This is a genomic window from Halopseudomonas sp. (assembly GCF_047631575.1).
Classification (GTDB): domain Bacteria; phylum Pseudomonadota; class Gammaproteobacteria; order Pseudomonadales; family Pseudomonadaceae; genus Halopseudomonas.
In genome coordinates, this window is the sequence record NZ_JBLIAB010000001.1 from 708,671 (window position 1) to 730,270 (window position 21,600).

Below are 21,600 nucleotides of genomic sequence, written 5' to 3' on the forward strand. Positions count from 1 at the left end.
CGCTTACAGCAAACGCGTTTTTCTCAGCCGTGTGTGCTATTTTGGAATTCCGTAAAAAGGAGAGCTTTGCTTTGCGTCGCAAAATACCACCTACACAGGCCTTAGTCTGTTTCGAGTCCTCGGCCCGCCATGAAAGCTTTACTAAAGCAGCCGAAGAACTCTCATTGACCCAAAGCGCAGTATGTCGCCAGATAGCCAATCTGGAAGGGTTCCTGGATGTGCAGTTGTTTCGGCGCACTCGACGCGGTGTCAAACTGACCGAGGCTGGTCTGACGTACAGCCGCCAAATAAGCAGCCGGCTTGATGCGGTGGAACGAGATACGCTCTCAGTCATGGGCAATCAGGGCACGGCTACCTTGGAGTTGGCCGCTGTCCCGACGTTCAGCACCCAATGGCTGCTACCACGTCTCGGCGATTTTTTACGTAAACATCCCCACGTTTCCGTCAACCTGACCAATCGCACACGACCCTTCCTCTTCGCAGACACGGAGTTCGATGCAGCAATCTATTTTGGTGATGGTGACTGGTCGGGCACCGAAGCACACTTTCTGATGAAGGAATCACCAATACCCGTTTGCAGTGCACAATTGATTGCTCCGCAAACGCAATTGACGCCCGAACAGATTGCCCAGTTACCGCTGCTGCAGCAAACAACCCGACCCTATGCCTGGCGGCACTGGTTTGGTTCTCTGGACATGCGCGTAGAGCATGATCTGAATGGAACCCGACTGGAGCTGTTTTCGATGCTTGCCAAGGCGGCAACACATGGCATGGGAGTTGCGCTGATTCCACCCTTTCTAATTCGCGACGAACTGGACAGTGGCAGCCTGATTACCCCGTGCATGCACAGCTTCGACAGCGATCACGCCTACCACTTGGTGATTCCTGAACGAAAAGCCGAGTCTGCCACTCTGCAAGCATTTCGAGACTGGATAGTGGAAGAAGCGGCCCGATACCGATCCGCCTGAACATCATATGAATACAGGCACTGCAAACCCGTCTTACTGGCGAACGCCTTCAACGCTCAGGATCAGCTCCACTTCCTGAGAAGCGGGTCCCAGATCCTTGGTGATGTCAAAGTCCTTCAGTTTTAACGTGGTACTGCCTTCGAACCCGGCACGGTAACCACCCCATGGATCCTGCCCCTCACCAATAAAGCGCGCTGCAAGCACGACAGGGAGTGTCACGCCATTAAGAGTCAAATCGCCTGTAATATCTGCGGTCTCATCACCGGTCATCTGCACTCCGGTCGACTTGAATGTCGCTTGCGGGTGCTTCTCAACACTCAGGAAGTCGTCACTGCGCAAATGCTTGTCCCGCTCGGCATGATTGGAATCAACGCTAGCCGTGTTGATCACAACATTCACTGAACTCGCTTCGGGCTTGTCAGCATCCCAGGTGAAGGAACCATCAAAATCATTGAACCCGCCATACAGCCAACTGTAACCCAGGTGGCTGATCTTGAAGTTGACGAAAGCATGCTGGCCTTCCTTGTCGATTGCATACTCAGCCGCTTGCAATCCACCGCTCAGGGCGACTAGCCCGGTCAGCGCCATACTGGCAATTATTTTTTTCATGCGTCTCTCTCCCCAGTTGTGCGCGACTGCATGCCAAGCATGCGCCGCAAAGTATTATCGTGATCCAGAAAGTGATGTTTAAGGGCACCCTGCGCATGCAAAGCGACCAACCCAAGCAAGCTGACACCCAGCCAATAGTGAACAAAACCGGCACGATCAGCCTGGGAAGGGAGTCCAGTAATTAATGCAGGGACTTCGAACCAGCCAAAAACGCTGACACCCTGCCCTTTAGCAGTGGATATCAGATAGCCGCTGAAGACGATGATGAGCAATAGAATATAGAGTGCGCCATGAACCACGCTGGCTAAAGTACGTTCCCAGCGTTTGTAGTGAGGCAGTGGAGCCGGCCTGGGATTGATCCAGCGCCATAGCAGGCGAAGAGTGATCAGTGCTGCAAGAGTGAAGCCTATGCTCTTGTGCCAGAACGGCGCACTGCGATACCAGCTGCTGTAGTAATCCAGACCGGTCATCCACAGGCCAAGAGTGGCAGTTCCAATGACGCCGAGCGCAATGATCCAATGCAAGCTGATAGCCATCAGCCCGTAGGTCACTTTCGTATTTCTAACACGCATCATGCTAGCCCTGTATTAACATGAAATGATTCTCACATCGAACCAGGCAAACTGAAAGCGTAATGATTAGCTAGAAGTTATCAAAAAAATAGATGCATTCGCCACTGAGGCAGATAGTCAGAAGAATAGCCGCTTCAGCTCGCTGCCCGGATTAGCCGCTCGCATAAACGCTTCACCAACAAGAAAACCGTAAACCTCATGAGCGAGCATAAGCTCGACATCCGCGCGACTGAGAATCCCGCTTTCGGTAATTAGTAAGCGGTCGGCCGGGACTTGCGGCAACAATTCCAGCGTGGTGTCGAGGGTTACCTCGAAGGTATGCAGGTTACGATTGTTGATGCCGATCAGCGGAGTATCCAGCTTGAGTGCTCGCGTCAGCTCTTCGCCGTCATGAACTTCCACCAGCACATCCAGTCGCTGCTCCCGTGCCACCGCAGCGAGATCCGCGAGCTGAGCATCGCCCAGCGCAGAGGCGATCAGCAGAATACAATCAGCACCCATCGCTCGCGCCTCGACCACCTGATAAGGGTCGACCAGAAAATCCTTACGGATAATCGGCAGATTGCAGGCCGCTCTGGCCTGGCGCAAGTAATCGTCACTGCCCTGAAAGAAATCGATATCAGTCAACACGGAAAGGCAGACTGCGCCGCCCTTTTCGAAGCTGGCTGCGATCTCGGCTGGAACGAAATGTTCGCGCAGAACACCCTTGCTCGGAGATGCTTTTTTGATTTCAGCAATCACCGCTGGGCGTCGAGCTGCAGCAGCGCGTTTGATAGCAGCGGCAAAACCACGTGGCGCGTCGGCGCTAGCGGCAATCAGTTGCAACTCCGCCAGCGGGATAAGCGCCTTTCGTTCGGCTACTTCCTCGTGCTTACGGGCAATGATGTTCTGCAGAATCGTCGGTACGCTCATAGCGCTGCTTCCTCGCGAAAAATCTCGGTAAAGGCGATGAGCTCGCTAAGCTTTTCTCGGGCAAGTCCGGAATGCAATGCATCAGACGCCAGCTGAACACCCTCCAGGAAAGTCGCAGCCTGATCACAGGCGTATAAGGCCGCGCCAGCATTAAGGATGATCATGTCGGCTGCTTTTTCGCCGGCTTCGGTCTTGCGCTTGCCCAGCGCATCGTTGATCAACACCAGTGATCCCGCAGCGTCGTCTACGCTCAGACCAATCAGACTGCGGCTGGCGATTCCAAGATCTTCGGGGCTGATATCGTATTCCAGTATCTCGCCGTTCTTGAGTTCTGCGACATGGGTTGGCGCCGCGAGACTCACTTCATCCAAACCATCATGGGCACTCACCACCAGCACATGCTCGCTGCCCAGACGCTTGAGCACTTCGGCCATTGGCCGGCACAACCGTTGCGTAAACACACCTATTACCTGGTGACGCACGCCGGCTGGATTAGTCATGGGCCCAAGCATGTTGAACAGGGTACGCAGACCCAGCTCCTTGCGCGGACCCACCGCATGCTTCATGGCACTGTGATGCGCTGGGGCAAACATAAAGCCAACGCCCACGGCATCGACGCAGCGCCCGACCTGTTCGGGTGTGAGATTCAGATTGACGCCCGCGATCTCCAGCAGATCAGCACTACCGCTCTTGCCCGATACCGCGCGATTCCCATGCTTGGCGACCTTGGCGCCCGCCGCTGCCACTACCAGAGCCGCCGCAGTGGAGACATTGAAAATATTAGCGCCGTCGCCTCCGGTGCCGCAGGTATCGACCACCCGATCACCCGGAACCGATACGCCGGATGCCAGCTCGCGCATGACCATTGCCGCCCCGGTAATTTCATCAATACTCTCGCCCTTCATGCGCAGACCCACCAGGAAAGCACCGATTTGTGCATCGGTGCATGCCCCGGTCATGATATCGCGCATAACATCGCGCATCTCATCAGTGCTCAGGTCAATATGATCAACAACCTGGGCCAATGCTGTTTTGATATCCATACATACTCCCTGATTCGTTCAGCCGCGCTGGCCGCCCTGCTGCTGGAGAAAGTTATCGAGCAGCTCGTGACCCTGTTCGGTCAGTATCGACTCGGGATGAAACTGGACGCCCTCAATTACATAATCGCGATGACGCAATCCCATGATTTCATCGACCGAGCCGTCTTCATGCTGAGTCCAGGCGGTCACTTCAAGACAGTCCGGCAGATGTTCACTTCGCACCACGAGCGAGTGATAACGGGTAACCACCAGCGGATTGGCTAAGCCGGCAAACACCCCTTGAGACGCATGAAATACCGGACTGGTCTTGCCATGCATGACGTGGCGCGCACGTACCACCTCACCACCGAAAGCCTGCCCAATCGCCTGGTGACCCAAGCAGACACCCAGAATAGGCAGTTTGCCGGCAAAATACCTGAGCACTTCAACGGAGACGCCCGCCTCATTAGGCGTACAAGGACCCGGGGAGATAACGATGCGCTCCGGCTCCAGTGCTTCAATCTGCGCGATCGTCATTTCGTCGTTGCGGATTACTTTGACGTCCGCACCGAGCTCCCCAAGATACTGCACTACGTTGTAAGTAAAGGAGTCGTAATTATCGATCATCAGTAACATGTCTTGCTCCTCACTCTACCGACTGTTCGGCCAGTGCCACGGCTCGGAACATGGCGCGACGCTTGTTTATTGTCTCTTCCCATTCCAGCGCCGGCACCGAATCTGCAACAATACCGCCGCCGGCCTGTACATGCAGCTCTCCGTTCTTGATCACTGCAGTGCGAATCGCAATAGCCGTATCCATATTACCGTTCCACGCCCAGTAGCCAACCGCGCCACCGTAGACGCCCCGCTTGACTGGCTCCAGCTCGTCGATGATTTCCATCGCGCGTATTTTCGGCGCGCCAGACAGGGTGCCCGCTGGCAAGATCGCACGTAATGCGTCCATGGCATTCAAGTCATCCAGCAACTGGCCTTTCACATTTGAAACGATGTGCATAACGTTGGAATAACGCTCGATCACCATTTTCTCGGTGACCTTGACCTGCCCTATCTTAGCCACCCGACCCACGTCGTTGCGGCCCAGATCGATCAACATAAGGTGCTCTGCGATCTCCTTGGCGTCAGAGAGCAGATCGCGCTCCAGTGCCAAATCGTCTTCTTCAGTGACGCCTCGTGGGCGAGTTCCGGCAATCGGCCTGACGGTGACTTCACCGTCTTCAACCCGCACCAGGACTTCCGGCGAGCTACCCACCACATGGAAATCGCCAAAATTGAAGAAGTACATGTAGGGCGTCGGATTCTGGCTGCGCAATGCACGGTACAGGTCGATCGGTTCAGCAGTGAAGTCGATGCTCATCCGCTGGGAAGGCACCACCTGCATGCAATCGCCGGCCAGGATGTATTCTTTGACGGTATCGACGGCGCGCTCGTAATCCTCACGGGTGAAGCTGGCGCGGTAGTCCATGTCCCGATCCGGTGGATTCTCCAGGGACAACGGACGGCGTTGCGCCAGCGGCTGACGCAACCTGTCGAGCAGCTCTTCAAGGCGCGCATTGGCCTGTTCGAATGCATTTTCCAGGGCCGGATCAGCCAGCACAATCGCGTGCAGCTTGCCTGCAAGGTTATCGAACACCACAACCTCATCGGACACCATCAACAGAATGTCAGGGTTATTCAGCGGATCGGGATTTGGGCAATGCGCCAGACGTGGCTCTACATAACGCACACAGTCATAGGCGAAGTAGCCTACCAGCCCCCCATTGAAGCGCGGCAGACCGGGAATAGTTGGAACCTTGTAACGGGCCTTGAAGTCTTCGACAAAGGCCAGCGGATCTTCGCACTCGTAGCGCTCAACCTCGATGTCGTCGACCAGCACTCGCGCGCTGTGGCCATATACGCGCAATACGGTACGTGCGGGCAATCCGAGAATAGAATATCGCCCCCATTTTTCGCCGCCCTGAACTGATTCGAGCAAATAGGAATAGGGAGCGTCAGCCAGCTTCAGATAAGTAGAAAGCGGTGTATCCAGGTCGGCCAGCACTTCACGTACTACCGGTACGCGATTGAAGCCCTGGCGGGCCAGGCGTTGGAATTCGTCTTGGGTCATGATCAGCCTCATGGGGCAGGTAATTGTCGCACAAACGGAAAAGGCCCACGCCGAGCGCGGGCAGGCAGAATCAGGTGCGCCAACGCCAGCGGGCGAGCGCCTTGATCACTCTCATCAGTTTGCGATTGCTGACAAACACGGCTGATTCGTCTCGAAAAGGCTTAAGGTCAGGGCGGAAAGACTATAGGAGCGCGTCCAGCGAATCAACCAGCAAATCCGGGTTTTGCGCGGCAATCGGCTCGCCGTGATTGTAGCCGTAACTGACGGCTACCACCTTTATTGCCGCAGCCCGAGCGGCTAGCACATCATTGCGCGAGTCACCGACAAACAAGGTATTGTGAGCCTCTACGCCAGCCCGCTGCATAATCCAGTACAACGCCATCGGATCTGGCTTCTGTGCTGGTAACGTATCGCCACCCACCAGCCAGCTGAAATACTTACTCAGACCTTTCTCCGCCAGTAATGGTGCAACAAAACGCTCCGGCTTGTTGGTCGCCACAGCCATCAGAACACCCTCCTGCTGTAACCAGTCGAGCAGAGGCCTCGCGCCAGGATACACCCGGGTCAGCGGATGCTCACCTGAGTAGGCCTGGAGAAAATACTGATGCGCCTCATCCGCCTCGATATTGTCCACGCCCGAGTGATCCAAACTGCCGGCCAAGGCCCGGCGCACGAGCACCTGCGAGCCATTGCCGACCCAGTCCTTCACACATTCAGCGCCGGCCGCCGCCCTACCGCAATGCACGAGCATAATATCGACCGCAGCCGCCAGATCCGGCACCGAATCAAGCAGCGTGCCATCCAGATCGAAGATCACCAACGCCGGCAATTGCCCTGCATAGAGCGTGCGCAGCAAATTCATTTTAACGCTTTACCTGGGCCAACTCGGCACGCATCTGATCAATCACAACCTTGTAATCTGGCTGGCTGAATATCGCAGAACCAGCAACGAAGGTGTCTGCACCCGCTTCGGCTACCTGACGAATATTCTGTAGATTAACGCCACCATCGACTTCCAACCGAATATCCCGCCCACTTGCTTCGATCAACGCCCGCGCTTCACGCAGCTTGTCCAGCGTGCCGGGGATAAACTTCTGTCCGCCGAAACCCGGATTCACACTCATCAACAGCACCATATCGACCTTGTCCATGACGTACTTGAGGCTGTCCAGCGAGGTGGCGGGATTGAAGACCAGACCGGCTTTGGCACCGCCCTCACGGATCAGTTGCAGCGAGCGGTCAATGTGCTCACTGGCTTCAGGGTGGAAGGTAATAAACGACGCACCGGCATCAATAAAATCACCAATAATACGATCGACCGGCTTGACCATCAGATGCACATCAATTGGCGCTGTAATGCCGTATTTGCGCAGCGCGCTGCATACCATCGGACCGATCGTCAGATTCGGAACATAGTGATTATCCATCACATCGAAATGCACGATATCGGCTCCGGCGGCCAGAACCTGGCCGACCTCTTCACCCAGTCGGGCAAAGTCGGCGGCGAGAATTGAAGGGGCAATCGCATAATCAAACATGACGAACCTCGGCTGTAAACGGATGACCTAGTCTAACCCAGCAAGTGCTTGCCGCGCTGCTATACTGCCCGCCTACTCTCCCAGGTTACCGTCATATGCGCCGCTCTCGACTTTTCTTGTATCTGTGCCTTGGCCTGGCCGCGCAGCTAGCCACCGTGCAAGCCCAGGACTCGCAAGAGCCGACTGAAAACGTCGAAGCAGCCGCCGGAGAAGTAGCTCAAGTAACCAGCCCGACGCGCTCGGAGCGTCAAGAACAAGCCCTGCGCACGCTCACGCCCATAGCCGAGCAGCGTCAGCTGGACGTCGGCGACGATACTTTTCTGGGTCTGTTTCTGGCTGCGGCGCAGCCGCGTCCACGGGGAGGCATTTTACTGATTGCCGATCGCAACGAACATGCAGACTGGCCGGAGCTGGCCGGCCCGGCACGCCGCAAGCTCAGCACGCTAGGCTGGCATACCCTCTCGATCAGCCTGCCAAACGCACCAACCGGAGCTTCTAACCTGGAGGAGTCAGTGCGTATTGAGCTGGCGACCCAGAGAGAGGCACTAGCCACCAGGCGGATCAATGCCGCTGCGCAGGCATTGGCTGCCGAGGGTAGCGAGGTACTGGTGATACTCGGCCGAGGTGAAGGTGCTTTTTGGGCGCTCCATGCAACTTCCAGCACCGCCGAACCGTCCGTCGATGCTGACGCGCTGATCCTGTACCAGACCCGGCCACCCTTAGGAGTCGACAGTAGCGATACCAGAATCGAGGAACTCCTGGCGCAATGGAAAAAGCCTGTGTACGAGATATTTAATGGCCAGCACAAAGCCAATAAAAATCGTGCCCGTAAGCATGAGCTGGATGCTCGCCGACAGGGCAATACACAATATCAACAGCTTATGCTACCCCACCAGGACCAGTCGGCTTTGGGCCAACAAATGCTCGTCAAGCGGTTGCAGGGGTGGCTGAATAAAGCGGTCGCGCAACAGCCTTAACGAAATCCGCGGTAACGACGCAGGCGCTCATAGGCTTCCTGAATCTGATGTATCCGCTCGCCTGCATTGTCCACGGCCTGATGGCCGCTACCGCGAGCAATGAGCTTGTCAGGATGGTGACGACTCAACTGTCTTCGGTACGCCCGTTTGATCTCCTCGGGGCTGGCATCGATATCCACCTCAAGCAGCCGGCCAGCGGCCTTCAAACTGTCGCGGCTGGTGACAGGCGCTTGGCGCGACTGTCGCTCACTGCGTTGGCGCTGATACCGCTGGTGCATTCGCTGCTGCTCGGCACTGCCGAAACCCACCTTGCTAGCCCACTGATCGAGCAACTCCCGTTCGCGCTGGCCCAAGGCGCCATCTGCCAGCGCCATCCGCCAGCAGCAATCAAGCAACTCAGCCGTTCGGGCCGGTTCACGGCGCAGAAGTTTGCGTACCATTGGCGTCAATCGATCACCCGCATCCTTGCCCTGGTTGAACCAGCCCATTGCCTGCAATCGACCCGATTCATCCATTCGGTAATGCTGCATCAGGTCCCTAGCCAGTTGCAGGTGCTCAGGCAACACCCGTCCCTCGCTCTTGGCTAAACGGCCCAGACACAGAAAAAGAATGTGCTCGAAAGTCGCGCGCTCCGAGCCAAAGGTCTGACGCAGGCGCTCAGGCAACTCAGCCCAACGCTTGAGACGCCAGTGACGGTCCAGCGCGTGACCGAGCACCGCACCCAGAATGGCGCCCGGCACATCGCCGATCCAGGCGCCGATAATCGCACCGATGATAGTGACAGGCCACAGCATGCCGGTCAGCCTCGCCCAGCCAGGCGCTCGGCCTCGACCAAGCGTTCCGGTGTACCCACGTCCAGCCAGATACCGGAGAAATACTCACCACTGACCAGACCCCGGTCGGCTGCAGCGCGGAGGAGCGGCGCCAGGGCGAACGCGCCGGCTTCATATCCGGCAAAGAGCTGAGGACTGAGCACCGCGATACCCGAATAGGTCAGAGTGGACGCACCTTCCAGGGGATTGCTTACCTGCACCCCTTCAAGGTGAAAGTCGCCCACGGCTTTGTGTATTGGATTATCGACCAGCACCAGGTGAGCGTGCTTGCCGGGTGGCAAGCACAAACCGGTAAAATCGAATGCAGTCCAGATGTCGCCATTTACCAGCACGAAGGGCTCGCCACCAAGCAATGACAGGGCCCGCTGAACACCACCACCGGTTTCCAGCGGCTCGCTCTCGGCGGACCATTGAATGCGCACACCCAACGGCGTGCCGTCACCCAGGGCAGCCACCAATTGCTCGCCAAGCCAGGCATGATTGACGACCAGATCGGTCAAGCCGGCGCGGGCCAGTGCTTGCATATGCCATTGAATCAGCGGTTTGCCCGCCACAGGAATAAGCGGTTTCGGCGTATGCAGCGTCAGTGGCCGCATACGTTCACCCTTGCCCGCCGCCAGGATCATCGCCTTCATGACGGCCTCCCCAGACTGGCCAGCAAACGCTGCAGCGGAGCCAGACGTATATCCCGAGCACAGGCTTCTTGCAGATAGCCGATAAAACGTGGCGCGTCGGCGAGATAGTGCGGCTTGCCGTCCCGATGGCATATCCGCGCAAAAATCCCAAGCACTTTGAGATGCCGCTGCACACCCATCAGCCGAGACTGACCCAGGAAAGCCGGGTAATCTGCCGGTACGCCCAGGCCCGCCTTCCGCGCGCGAAGCCAGTAGATATGTAGCCAGGCTTCACGCTGCACCAGCGGCAAGTTAAAGAATGCATCGGCAAAGAGTGAGGTAATGTCATAGCTGATCGGACCGTAGAGTGCATCCTGAAAATCCAGCACGCCAGGCTCGCCCGGTCCAGTCATCAGATTGCGCGGCATATAATCGCGATGCACGAACACTCTCTCTTCGGTCAGAATGCTATCCAGCAGCAGCCGGCAGAGCGCCTCCCAGTCTTCCCGTTCGGGCGCAGTCAGTTCACGGCCCGTTTCACGCGCCACATACCAGTCTGGAAACAACTGCAGCTCGCGGCGCAGGACCGCCTCGTCGTACTCGGACAAGACACCGGGCCGACTGCTAGATTGCCAGCGCACCAGCGTGCTCACCGCGGTATCGAACATCCTGTCAAGCTCAGCGTCAGCGACGCCGGCCTGAATGGTCTGCAGGTAGGTACTGGCACCCATGTCATCAAGCAACAGGAACCCCTGATCCAGATCCGCAGCTAGGATGCTGGGCGTCCGCACACCCGCCTTATCCAGCAGACTGGCTATCTCAACAAAGGGCCGAGAGTCCTCCTTTTCCGGCGGCGCATCCATAATAATCAGACTGCGCACGCCATCCCGCCAGCGGAAGTATCGCCTAAAACTGGCATCCGCACTCGCTGGTTCCAGCAGGCCTTCACCCACCTCACCCCAGCCCTGTGCCTGGTATGCCTGAGCCAATACCGAAGGCAACCAGGCTTGAAGCAACACCCATCTTGAATCCATCATTTCATCCCATACCGACCGAAGCTGGCTCTGGCGTCATACAATGCTTTATTATCCCTCATCTTGCTGGATACACGCAGCATGCATATTGCATTCATCTCGCACAAGCTGTTGCGCGCTACAACCGACTGGAAGCCTGGATAACTACAACATGGCAAACCGAATTCCTCCGTATCGTCCCGCTTTCCCACTGCTGCTGGTCAGCGGCCTCCTGTTTGCCCAGCCGCTGACCAGCCTGGCCAGCACCCAGGTAGACTGCAGCCCGAGTGCCGACGGGGGCAGCTGGAGCTGCGAACCCGTTTCTGCACCGGCCAACCTGCCACCACGACCGGCCAGACCCGCTGCCACCCTAGTGGCGCCGAAACAGGAACGCCTTTCGGATGCGCCGGAGTCAAGGGCGGCAAACCCGCGATCCGGGGACGCTATTGTGGCGGCACCCGGAGAGCTCGCATTACGCGCCACTGCGCTGCCGATAACCGAGATGGACTGGGTGTCGCGTGATCAGCTAAGCGACGCTCAACGCGCCCAGATTGCTCCATACTGCAGCGGAATGTACGTAGAACCTCCACGGGCAGGCCGCGATGATGCAACCCCATTCGATCAGCTGCCGGTTTACGCCAGCGCCGATTCCAGTCGTTTCGAACAGGGTACTCAGACGGGCACGCTAGAGGGCGATGTGCTCCTGAGTCAGGGCCGCCTGCAGGCGCAATCCAATCGAGCCAGCTTCGACCAACCGAACAATCAGATTCTTCTTGATGGCAACGTGCGCCTGCGCGATCAGGGCGTACTGGTTACCGGCGAGAAAGCCAGCATGCAGATCGACAGCGGCGAGGCCCGAATCGATCAGGTAAGTTATGTAGTGCACGATGCCAGCGCGCGTGGCACCGCGAGCAAATTGATACGCCGCGATGACGCCGTAATCGTACTCACCGAAGGCACCTATACCACCTGTGAGCCCGGAGAGAACACCTGGGCACTGCACAGCGACGACATTGAACTGGACCGCGAGAAAGGCTGGGGTGAAGCTAAGCACGTGACGCTGAGAGTCAAGGACGTCCCCGTGTTTTACACACCCTACCTCTATTTCCCGCTGGACGACCGGCGACAGACCGGCTTGCTCGCCCCCAGCATAAGCAATTCGACGGACAATGGCACCGAACTGGTCACCCCTTACTATTTCAACCTGGCGCCCAATTACGACGCCACTTTGTATCCACGCCTGATGTCGCGCCGTGGCTTGCAAATGGAAGGCGACCTGCGCTACATGCGTCCCGACGAGCTCACGGTGTTCAGCGCCAGCGTCCTCGACGATCGCGAGTACGACGAAAATCGCTGGCTTTACGGCCTGAACCACAAAGGCGGTCTGGCCAGCAGGATCGTCACTGAAGTCGACTACACCAACATCAGTGATCCGTTCTTTTTTCAGGACCTAAACAGCTCCCTCGATACGCGAAGTGGCACCTTCGTAAATCAGCGCGCGGCTATAACCTATCGCGGCAACAGCTGGAGCTTAAGTGGCACTCTACATGCCTATGAGCTGGCCACTATCGCATCGCTCACCCCCTACCAGCGTCTGCCGCAGCTGAGATTGGACGGCAGCAACTATCTGGCAGATTCAGGGTTCAAACTCGATTATCGTGCAGAGTATGCTTATTTCGATCGTGACTTGGAGAGAGGCACGATCACCGGCGATGACGGTCTCTCCTTTGCCGAGCCCGACGAAAACTTGGTAGGGCTGCAGCGCGCCACTGGGCACCGCATCAGCCTGAGCCCGGAAATCAGTTACCCATGGCGTAACAGCTGGGCATTTGTCACGCCAGCGGCCCGCATTCAATCGGTCTATTATGATCTAGACTTTGACGCTCGTGCCGCCGACCCCTTTGATTACGACAACGCCAACACCAATCCGTCGAGTACCATCCCTGTCGCCAGCCTGGACGCTGGATTGTACTTTGACCGCAACACCAACTGGTTCGGCAAAAGCATGCGTCAGACTCTTGAGCCTCGAGCTTACTATCTCTACGCGCCCAATGAGAATCAGAGCGATCAGCCGCTATTTGATACCAACGGCAACACCTTCAGCTATAACTCGCTGTTCCGTGATGACCGCTTCAGCGGTAATGACCGTACAGCGGATGCAGACCAACTGGCTATCGGTGTTACCAGCCGAACGCTCGAAGCCAACGGCCTTGAGCGCGCCCGTGCGAGCCTGGGTCAGGTCTTTTATTTTGCCGATCGTCGTGTTCAACTACTCGATAATCAAGGCACGTCGGCAGCAGATGAAACAGACTCCTCCTCCGCATACGCTGCAGAAGCCATGTACCGCATCAATCAAGCATGGCGAGTACGCGGCAACGTGCTCTGGGATCCGGACAACAGTACCAACGGTGCCGGCAGCCTGATCGCCAATTACCAGCCCGGGGGAGGCCAGATATTCAATGCGGGGTATCGATACCGTAACCGCATCAACACCTTTGACTCCCTTACCGGAAACTTCCTGAGCGACCTGGATCAACGCATCGATCAATCCGACATGTCATTCATGTGGCCGTTGAATCCGCAATGGAGCGTAATTGGACGCTGGCAACATGATTTTGCCGACGACAGGACACTGGAAGCCTTTGGCGGTCTTGAATACGACAGCTGTTGTTGGAAGGTGCGTTTCATTAATCGCTACTGGCTTGATTACAACGAACGCGAGTCGGTCGCCCGTGACACCGCAAATACCGGCATATTCCTGCAGATCGTACTCAAGGGACTGGGCAGCGTCACAGGCAACCGTGTTGAAAGTCTTCTTGATGAAGGCATCCCTGGTTACAGAGAGCGTGATAACAATGGTTTCTAAGTTATATCCAGCAATCCTGGGCTTGTGCGCGAGTCTCGTGTTGAGCAGCGCAGTCAATGCCGAGGTCGTTCCACTTGATCGCGTGGCAGCCATCGTCGATAACGACGTGGTGATGGTCAGTCAGGTGACTGAGCGCATGAACGCAGTTCGCGTCCAACTAGAGGAAGGTGGCGCCCAGTTGCCTCCAGAAGCTGTGCTGCGTGAACAGGTTATCGATCGACTGGTACTGGAAAGTATCCAACTGCAGATGGGCGAGCGCGCCGGCATTCGAATCGACGACGCCAGCTTGAATCAAACCATGCAGCAGCTGGCCCAGCGTAATAACGTCTCACTTGAGGAGTTTCGCGCAGCGCTGGAACGCGATGGCATCAGCTACGACCAGGCGCGAGATCAGATTCGCCGCGAGATGATCATCAACAGAGTACGTCAACGCCGCGTGGCCGAACGCATTCAGATCAGCGATCAGGAAGTCCGTAACTTCCTTAACTCAGAGGCCGGCCAGCTGCAAACGGCGCCCGAATATCGGCTGGCCATGATTGTCTTACCGGTACCCGAGAGTGCGGGCGATCTGGAAATTCTCAGCATTGCTAAAACCGCCAGCGAGATCTATCAAGAGCTGCGCGATGGCGCTGACTTCACCCAGCTCGCAGTCAGCCGCGCCAACGGCGACACAGCACTGGAAGGTGGTGAGCTGGGTTGGCGCAAGGCCAGTGAAATTCCCGGCCCGTTTGCCGCTGCCGTATCGCAGCTGAAGACCGGTGAAGTTACCCAGCCGATACGCTCACCAATGGGCTTCCATATTCTGCAGCTGCAAGATCAGCGTGGCGCCCAAGAGCAGATGGTGAATCAGTTCAGTGTGCGCCACATTCTGGTATCGCCCAGCGAAATCCGCAGTCCAGAAGAAACCGCGCGACTCTCCCAGCGCTTGTATGAGCGTATTCAGGGGGGGGAATCATTTGCCTCACTGGCCCGTGGCTTTTCCGAAGACCCCGGCTCGGCTCTCAATGGCGGCTCCCTCGACTGGGTGACACCCGAATCAATGGTAGTCGAGTTCCGCGAGGTCATGACCAGCATTGAGCCAGGACAGGTTTCCCGTCCGTTTGAGTCCCAGTTCGGCTGGCATATCCTGCAGGTAGAAGGTAAACGCAGCGTTGACATGACCGATGACATGCGCAAGCAACAGGCGGTCAATCTGCTGCAGAATCGCCGGTATGAAGCGGAACTACAGACCTGGCTGCTGGAAATCCGCGACGAAGCCTACGTCGAGGTCCTCATATAGTGACTTGCCGAGCGATCGCCCTGACCGCTGGCGAGCCAGCGGGTATCGGCCCCGAACTTTGTCTGATGCTGGCCCAAGAAGCCTGCATCCATGAGCGTGTAGTGATTGCCGACCCCGAGATGATGGCAGCGCGGGCGCACCTACTCGGTTTGGATATTGAGCTCGTACCCTTTGATCCGCTTGCCCCGCCCCGCCCTCAGGCGGCAGGACAGCTGAGCATATTGCCCACCAGAATGGCTGAAGTATCTCAACCCGGCGCACTCAACCCGGCCAATGCAGCCTATGTACTGCGCACACTCGAGCTGGCGGGACGTGGTTGTCTGGATGGCCGCTTTGCTGCCGTAGTAACTGCGCCCGTGCACAAGGGCGTAATCAACGACGCCGGCGTCACTTTTTCAGGCCACACTGAATTCTTCGCCGAACTAACGGGCAGCAGTCAGGTAGTCATGATGCTCGCCTGTGCGGGCCTGCGCGTCGCTCTGGCTACCACCCATCTGCCACTGCGCGCGGTAGCGGATGCCATCGACCAGCCTTTACTCGAACGGGTGTTGCATATCCTGCATGCTGATTTGCAAACCAAGTTTGGCATCAAGGCTCCGCGAATACTGGTGTGTGGGCTCAACCCGCACGCTGGCGAGGGCGGGCATATGGGCCGAGAGGAAATAGACATCATCATTCCCGTGCTGGAGCGCTTACGCGCCCAGGGCATGCATTTGGAAGGGCCTTTGCCGGCAGACACCCTGTTTACCCCCAAGCACCTAGCCGATGCCGATGCAGTACTTGCCATGTATCACGATCAAGGCCTGCCAGTGCTCAAGCACATGGGCTTCGGCAACGCGGTAAATATTACCCTAGGCATGCCCATTATTCGCACCTCGGTTGACCATGGTACCGCTCTGGACCTTGCTGGCAGCGGCACTGCCGACGCCAGCAGCCTGAAAGTGGCCATGGCGACCGCCATCAGCATGATCGACGCAAGAGGCCGTACATGAGCGACTTTGCACCCCATCGCGCACGTAAGCGTTTTGGTCAGAACTTCCTGCACGATCCTGGCGTGATTAACAATATTCTCCGCGCCGTCGCCCCTCGCGAGGGGCAACATCTGGTAGAGATTGGGCCTGGTCAGGGCGCGATCACTGAAGGCCTGCTGGGCAGCGGTGCTAAACTCGACGTGGTCGAGCTGGACCACGACCTGCATCCCTTGCTACTTGCCCGCTTTGGCGCGAATCCCACCTTCCAGCTACACAAAGGTGACGCGCTGAAGTTTGATTTCAGTCAACTGGCTCAGCCAGGTGAGAAACTCAGGATAGTGGGTAATCTGCCCTACAATATCTCGACACCCCTGATGTTCCACCTGCTCAAACAGGCCGACTGCATTGCCGACATGCACTTTATGTTGCAAAAAGAAGTGGTCCAGCGGCTGGCAGCCGGCGCGGGCATGAATCATTACGGACGCCTGGGCATCATGGTGCAGTATCACTGTCGCGTTGAGCATCTATTTGATGTGGGCCCCGGCGCGTTCAAGCCGGCACCCAAGGTGGACTCCGCCATTGTCCGACTGACGCCCCATGCCCAGCTACCGCATCCAGCAGATGATCCAGCCATGCTTGAGCTAGTGGTACGGGAAGCATTCAACCAGCGGCGCAAGACCCTGCGTAATACCCTCAAGCCGCTACTGAGCGAGGGATGCATTGCAGCCGAAGGCCTTGACCCGACCTTACGCCCGGAGCAGGTCGATCTGGCCGGCTTTGTGCGTCTAGCCAATCGCCTGACACGCCAGGCCAGCGAAGCCGACAACTTATGAACAACGCCTCGATCTACTCCATCGCAATAGCAGTAGACACGCGCTATCTCAGCGAGCAGTCCGATCCGGATGCTGGACGTTACGCCTTCGCCTACACTATTCGTATTCGCAACAGTGGGGATATTGCGGCACAACTGCTGGACCGATACTGGAAGATTATCGATGGCAACGGAAAAGTACAGGAGGTCAAGGGCCCTGGCGTTATTGGCGAACAGCCCCTGATCGAGCCTGGCGCAACCTACACTTACAGCAGCGGCTGCTTGCTGGAGACACCCGTGGGCACGATGGAGGGTAGCTATGGTATGCGCGCTTCGGACGGCCATAGTTTTCAGGCGCCTATCATCCTGTTCAGGCTGGCCAAGCCCAACGCGTTGAACTGACATAATCTCCGTAAGATACAGGCCAAAGAGATGACAACCTACGCTGTCGGCGACCTACAGGGTTGCCTAGCACCACTCAAGTCTCTGCTCGAGACCGTTGGTTTCAATCCATCGCGCGACACCCTTTGGTCGGTGGGCGATCTGGTTAATCGAGGCCCTGATTCACTCCAGACGCTTCGCTTTATCGATAGTCTGGGTGGCGCGTGTATCGCCGTATTGGGCAATCACGACCTGCATCTTCTGGCAGCTGCTCAGGACGCTACCCGGCTGCGCAAATCCGACACACTGCTGTCTATTCTGAAGGCGGACGATCGGGTACAGCTACTTGGAAATTTGCGCCAACGCCCGCTGGCACACCTGGATATCGCCCATGGGTTTTTCATGAGCCACGCCGGCATTCCACCCATCTGGAGCGTTGCACAAGCATTGGGATATGCGGCAGAAGTCGAGGATGTATTACGTTCGGAGACTCTTTCGGGCGAGTTTTTTGATCATATGTATGGCAATCAACCTGACCGTTGGTCGGACTCACTGACCGGGATCGAACGCCTGCGCACCATTACCAATTACCTCACACGAATGCGCTTTTGCAAGGCCGATGGCACTCTCGATCTGAAATCCAAAGATGGCCAGGATACCGCACCAAAGGGCTTCGCTCCCTGGTTCAGATACCCCCGGCGCAACGCCGAAATCCAGGTTATATTCGGTCACTGGGCGGCGCTGGAGGGCAAGAGCGACGCCGACGGTGTGCATGCTCTGGATAGCGGTTGCGTATGGGGCAATTGCATGACGTTAATGAACATCGAGACCGGTGAGCGACACCACTGTGAATGCGGAGACTGAATAATGAGCGAATTCGAACGTATCGGCCTGGAGCCCGCCCGGCAATTACTTGAGCAGGGTGCAGCGGTAGTAGACATCCGCGACCCGCACAGCTTTGCCGGCGGGCACATTACCGGCGCGTTGCATCTGGATAACAACAGTCTGCCCGACTTCGTGACTGCGGCTGATCGCGAGCAAGCACTGATCGTCTGCTGCTACCATGGCAATTCCAGCCAACAGGCAGCTGCCTATTTTGCCGATCTAGGCTTCGCCCGAGTTTATAGCCTGGATGGAGGATATGCTCTCTGGCAACAGCAATACCCGGACAAGATCGCCCAACCCACCCCACAGACCTGATATTCAGAGGCCCTTACAATTTCTTCCAATTGCCGATGCCAGCGACGAGCAAACCAACTATTGTGTGAAATAGGCAATCATTAATGCAAAATCGGTCTGCCGGCTTCCGTAAAAACGGGAGCCTGCCGGATCCTACCTGGCATCCACTCCGTCAGGTAGCCGATTCGACAGACTCCCCGACCATGCCTTGATGAATTATGGCGTCGACCGCTACAAGCGTCCTTATCCGATCTCAGCAGAAGAGGAGCGCCAGCATGAGCGTGAAGAGCATCTGCAGCGCGAAGTCGTGCGCATTGTGCGCAAGGCGGCGCAGTACTTCTACCCGCAACGGCAGACTCAGGTCATGAATGAAGGCTGGGCGAGCATCTGGCAGCCCAATACAACCTGGGCAATCGTGAGCCCGGCATACAAGTATGGGAAGTTGATCGTCGTGGAGATCAATCGCTGACCCTGCGGCATCAGCGACACAATGGCAGACCTCTAGGCGAAACCACCGAAGAGATGCTCCGTCACCTGCATCGGCTGTGGGGCTTCGATATTCACCTGCACAGTCTGGACGCTGACGAACGGGTGGATGAATTGCACATCACACCGCGCGCCGATAGCATAGGCGACCAGTTGCCACGCTTCGATCTGAATATTCCACCGATCTAAGCTCCGGCACTGCACCCGATCAACCACAGTATGCGGCTGCCATGAAATCGCCTTATCAAACCTATCTGGTCGGAGGAGCAGTACGCGATCAACTGCTCGGCCACCCGTTCAGCGATTACGACTGGGTCGTTGTCGGGGCTACGCCGCAGACCATGCTCGATGCCGGATTTCGTCCTGTCGGCCAGGACTTCCCGGTCTTTCTGCACCCTGAAACCGGGGAAGAATATGCACTGGCTCGTACCGAGCGTAAAAGCGGCCAGGGATATGGCGGCTTTACCTTCCATACCAGCCCTGACGTTACGCTAGAACAGGACCTCATCCGCCGCGACCTGACAGTCAATGCGATGGCAATGGACACCGACTGCCAACTGATAGACCCCTATGGCGGTCAGCGAGACCTTGCTGCCCGCATACTGCGTCATGTATCACCCGCCTTTGTTGAAGACCCGATGCGTGTCCTGCGCGTCGCCCGTTATGCAGCGCGCTACCATCGGCTGGGCTTCAGCGTCGCAGCGCAAACCATGACATTGATGCGCGAACTGGCTGACAGCGGCGAGCTGCAGGCGCTGACGGCAGAGCGCAGCTGGAAAGAAATCAGTCGTGCACTCATGGAACCCAATCCCGAGATTTTCATTCGAGTACTGCGTGATTGCGGGGCGCTAGCAAAGCTTATGCCCGAAGTCGATCGTCTGTTTGGTGTACCTCAGCCCAAAGCGCACCACCCGGAAGTGGATACCGGAGAGCACCTTCTGTTGGTACTGCAAGCCGCGGCCCGAATGCAACTACCCTTGACTGCCCGATGGGCCTGCCTGCTACACGACCTAGGTAAAGGCCTTACCGATCCTGCACACTGGCCCAAGCATCATGGCCATGAAACCAAGGGGCTCGCCGCAGTTAAAGCCGTCAATCAGCGCTGCAAGGCACCACGCGACTGCCAGGAACTGGCCCTACTGACCTGCGAATACCGTACCCATTGTCACCGGGCGCTGGAGCTCAAGCCCGGCACCCTGCAAAAGCTGTTCAAGACGTTTGATATCTACCGCCGCCCGGAGCGTTTCGAGCAGTTTCTCGACACCTGCGAGGCCGATGCCCGCGGTCGTTCAGGCCTGGAAAACGAGCCCTACCCGCAAGCAGTCTATTTGCGCGCCGCCGCGCAGGCGGCACGCAGCGTCGGGGTCGGATCGCTGCTAGCTTTGGGACTGGAAGGGGCCGATCTGGGAAAAGCACTGGAGCGTGAACGGGAAAAGGCTATTGCCGACTACAAGACCGCTTATAACCCTCACTAGGTAAAGCCCCCAACTACCCGCCCGACCTCGATCGCAATAGAGGCGCCTCGAGTAACGCCGGCGAGGTAAGAGCACAACCCTTCCATTGAAAAGGCACCGGCCACAACTGCTGGTCGCCCTGCCAGTCAGCCCAGAGCTCAGCATGGCTTTGGTTAGTGCCTGGCAGTACAGCGTTGGGCGCAAGCAAGGCTAATGGCCACAGCACAAACGCATTACGCACTACTTCCGGCCGCGGCAGCATCTGGCCGGCGTGCTCACCGGTCAGATTACCGTAACTGAGGATATCGATATCCAGCGTAATCCGTCCGGGAGACGGTGAATCCCGGCGACCGCAGGCGGCCTCGATTGCTTTCAGGGCGGCATTCAAGTCAACCAGAGATAAATGCGTGTTGGCGCCGACGACCATGTTGTAAAATCGCCGTCCAAGCACGCCAACCGATTCGCTTTCGAATACGGCAGAAAGGTCAAGCGGACCTAGAAGCATCTGCAGCGCTTCCAGACCTCGCAGTAGATGCAAGTCCCGGTCAGTGTTGCTGCCAATACCCAGAAAGATCGCGCTCATAGACTGCGCGCTCCCCGTTCAATGAGCACACCTACGCCACCAGCCGCCTCACTGACAGCACCAGGCTTGGTCACTCGTAGGCGCAACCAGGGCACCGCAAACTCGCTCATGATTAAAGCAGCCACATGTTCGGCCAAAGCTTCAACAAGCATAAACTGACTGGAGGCGACATAATCCAGCACCGTGCGGCTCACCGCGGCGTAATCCAGAGTCGCACTCAGATCATCCCCGGCCGCCGCCGCACGTATGTCCCAACCCATCTCAAGGTCGAGCACCAGCGGCTGGAAAATGCTGCGTTCCCAGTCATAGACGCCAATAACAGCCTCGACCGCCAATCCCCGGATAAATACCTGATCCACACGAAACTCCACTGTCGACTACAATCGGATTTTGCCCACGGCGCAGGC

At 57.3% G+C, this 21,600-nt stretch carries 22 protein-coding genes and 2 pseudogenes; 11 read left to right on the top strand and 13 right to left on the bottom strand.

Annotated features, from left to right (window positions below):
* The first annotated feature begins 71 nt into the window (after positions 1-71).
* Positions 72-968, top strand: coding sequence for a LysR family transcriptional regulator (locus ACJAXR_RS03325; protein WP_415056807.1), 897 nt, complete (start codon positions 72-74; stop codon positions 966-968).
* A 33-nt stretch (positions 969-1,001) separates the two neighbouring features.
* Here ACJAXR_RS03325 and ACJAXR_RS03330 read toward each other — a convergent pair whose 3' ends face one another.
* From ACJAXR_RS03330 to rpe, 8 genes and pseudogenes are all read right to left on the bottom strand, one after another.
* Complete coding sequence (locus ACJAXR_RS03330; protein ID WP_415056808.1) at positions 1,002-1,577, bottom strand: YceI family protein; 576 nt, start codon at positions 1,575-1,577, stop codon at positions 1,002-1,004.
* A complete protein-coding gene (locus ACJAXR_RS03335) occupies positions 1,574-2,149 on the bottom strand; it encodes a cytochrome b (protein WP_415056978.1) in 576 nt (191 codons plus the stop codon). Before ACJAXR_RS03335 ends, ACJAXR_RS03330 begins: the two co-directional genes overlap by 4 nt.
* Positions 2,150-2,266: 117 nt before the next feature.
* Positions 2,267-3,061, bottom strand: a complete 795-nt coding sequence (trpC, locus tag ACJAXR_RS03340) for an indole-3-glycerol phosphate synthase TrpC (RefSeq protein WP_415056809.1) — start codon at positions 3,059-3,061, stop codon at positions 2,267-2,269.
* Positions 3,058-4,104 (bottom strand): anthranilate phosphoribosyltransferase, encoded by a 1,047-nt coding sequence (trpD, locus tag ACJAXR_RS03345; protein WP_415056810.1) that lies wholly within the window; start codon positions 4,102-4,104, stop codon positions 3,058-3,060. Before trpD ends, trpC begins: the two co-directional genes overlap by 4 nt.
* Positions 4,105-4,122: 18 nt before the next feature.
* Entirely contained in the window at positions 4,123-4,719 is a 597-nt protein-coding gene (locus tag ACJAXR_RS03350) for an aminodeoxychorismate/anthranilate synthase component II (protein WP_415056811.1), read from the bottom strand.
* Positions 4,720-4,729: 10 nt separating this feature from the next.
* Positions 4,730-6,208: an anthranilate synthase component I gene (gene trpE, locus ACJAXR_RS03355; RefSeq protein ID WP_415056812.1), complete on the bottom strand. Its 1,479-nt coding sequence runs from the start codon at positions 6,206-6,208 to the stop codon at positions 4,730-4,732.
* Positions 6,209-6,278: 70 nt separating this feature from the next.
* Positions 6,279-7,070, bottom strand: a pseudogene (locus ACJAXR_RS03360) (phosphoglycolate phosphatase).
* 1 nt (position 7,071) lies between these two features.
* Positions 7,072-7,746: a ribulose-phosphate 3-epimerase gene (gene rpe, locus ACJAXR_RS03365; protein ID WP_415056813.1), complete on the bottom strand. Its 675-nt coding sequence runs from the start codon at positions 7,744-7,746 to the stop codon at positions 7,072-7,074.
* 95 nt (positions 7,747-7,841) lie between these two features.
* Here rpe and ACJAXR_RS03370 point away from each other — a divergent pair, with 95 nt between their 5' ends.
* Complete coding sequence (locus tag ACJAXR_RS03370; protein ID WP_415056814.1) at positions 7,842-8,723, top strand: DUF3530 family protein; 882 nt, start codon at positions 7,842-7,844, stop codon at positions 8,721-8,723.
* Here the strand turns inward: ACJAXR_RS03370 and djlA are convergent.
* From djlA to ACJAXR_RS03385, 3 genes are read right to left on the bottom strand one after another with little or no spacing between them, the layout of a single operon-like run.
* The gene (gene djlA / locus ACJAXR_RS03375; RefSeq protein WP_415056815.1) at positions 8,720-9,517 is read right to left on the bottom strand and encodes a co-chaperone DjlA; all 798 of its coding nucleotides are present in this window, start codon (positions 9,515-9,517) and stop codon (positions 8,720-8,722) included. The two genes, ACJAXR_RS03370 and djlA, sit on opposite strands and share 4 nt — an antisense overlap.
* A gap of 5 nt (positions 9,518-9,522) precedes the next feature.
* Positions 9,523-10,191, bottom strand: a complete 669-nt coding sequence (gene murU / locus ACJAXR_RS03380; RefSeq protein ID WP_415056816.1) for an N-acetylmuramate alpha-1-phosphate uridylyltransferase MurU — start codon at positions 10,189-10,191, stop codon at positions 9,523-9,525.
* Complete coding sequence (locus tag ACJAXR_RS03385; protein WP_415056817.1) at positions 10,188-11,207, bottom strand: aminoglycoside phosphotransferase family protein; 1,020 nt, start codon at positions 11,205-11,207, stop codon at positions 10,188-10,190. Before ACJAXR_RS03385 ends, murU begins: the two co-directional genes overlap by 4 nt.
* 148 nt (positions 11,208-11,355) lie before the next feature.
* On the opposite strand from ACJAXR_RS03385, the gene ACJAXR_RS03390 reads away from it, so the two are divergent.
* From ACJAXR_RS03390 to ACJAXR_RS03430, 9 genes and pseudogenes are all read left to right on the top strand, one after another.
* On the top strand, positions 11,356-14,049 hold the full coding sequence (locus tag ACJAXR_RS03390; RefSeq protein WP_415056818.1) for an LPS-assembly protein LptD: 2,694 nt from the start codon (positions 11,356-11,358) through the stop codon (positions 14,047-14,049).
* Positions 14,039-15,328: a peptidylprolyl isomerase gene (locus ACJAXR_RS03395; protein ID WP_415056819.1), complete on the top strand. Its 1,290-nt coding sequence runs from the start codon at positions 14,039-14,041 to the stop codon at positions 15,326-15,328. The genes ACJAXR_RS03390 and ACJAXR_RS03395 overlap by 11 nt, the downstream gene beginning before the upstream one ends.
* Positions 15,325-16,320 (top strand): 4-hydroxythreonine-4-phosphate dehydrogenase PdxA, encoded by a 996-nt coding sequence (gene pdxA / locus ACJAXR_RS03400; RefSeq protein ID WP_415056979.1) that lies wholly within the window; start codon positions 15,325-15,327, stop codon positions 16,318-16,320. Before ACJAXR_RS03395 ends, pdxA begins: the two co-directional genes overlap by 4 nt.
* The gene (rsmA, locus tag ACJAXR_RS03405) at positions 16,317-17,132 is read left to right on the top strand and encodes a 16S rRNA (adenine(1518)-N(6)/adenine(1519)-N(6))-dimethyltransferase RsmA (RefSeq protein WP_415056820.1); all 816 of its coding nucleotides are present in this window, start codon (positions 16,317-16,319) and stop codon (positions 17,130-17,132) included. The genes pdxA and rsmA overlap by 4 nt, the downstream gene beginning before the upstream one ends.
* Positions 17,129-17,512: a Co2+/Mg2+ efflux protein ApaG gene (gene apaG / locus ACJAXR_RS03410; RefSeq protein ID WP_415056821.1), complete on the top strand. Its 384-nt coding sequence runs from the start codon at positions 17,129-17,131 to the stop codon at positions 17,510-17,512. Before rsmA ends, apaG begins: the two co-directional genes overlap by 4 nt.
* Before the next feature lie 30 nt (positions 17,513-17,542).
* A complete protein-coding gene (locus tag ACJAXR_RS03415; protein ID WP_415056822.1) occupies positions 17,543-18,355 on the top strand; it encodes a symmetrical bis(5'-nucleosyl)-tetraphosphatase in 813 nt (270 codons plus the stop codon).
* A 3-nt stretch (positions 18,356-18,358) separates the two neighbouring features.
* On the top strand, positions 18,359-18,691 hold the full coding sequence (glpE, locus tag ACJAXR_RS03420) for a thiosulfate sulfurtransferase GlpE (protein WP_415056823.1): 333 nt from the start codon (positions 18,359-18,361) through the stop codon (positions 18,689-18,691).
* A gap of 181 nt (positions 18,692-18,872) precedes the next feature.
* Positions 18,873-19,345: pseudogene (locus ACJAXR_RS03425) on the top strand (SpoVR family protein); the annotation flags it as partial.
* 41 nt (positions 19,346-19,386) lie between these two features.
* On the top strand, positions 19,387-20,631 hold the full coding sequence (locus ACJAXR_RS03430; protein ID WP_415056824.1) for a multifunctional CCA addition/repair protein: 1,245 nt from the start codon (positions 19,387-19,389) through the stop codon (positions 20,629-20,631).
* A gap of 13 nt (positions 20,632-20,644) precedes the next feature.
* Here the strand turns inward: ACJAXR_RS03430 and folK are convergent, their stop codons facing one another.
* Both folK and folB read right to left on the bottom strand, forming a co-directional pair.
* Complete coding sequence (gene folK, locus ACJAXR_RS03435; RefSeq protein WP_415056825.1) at positions 20,645-21,193, bottom strand: 2-amino-4-hydroxy-6-hydroxymethyldihydropteridine diphosphokinase; 549 nt, start codon at positions 21,191-21,193, stop codon at positions 20,645-20,647.
* Positions 21,190-21,552 (bottom strand): dihydroneopterin aldolase, encoded by a 363-nt coding sequence (folB, locus tag ACJAXR_RS03440; RefSeq protein WP_415056826.1) that lies wholly within the window; start codon positions 21,550-21,552, stop codon positions 21,190-21,192. The genes folK and folB overlap by 4 nt, the downstream gene beginning before the upstream one ends.
* Between the last annotated feature and the right edge of the window lie 48 nt (positions 21,553-21,600).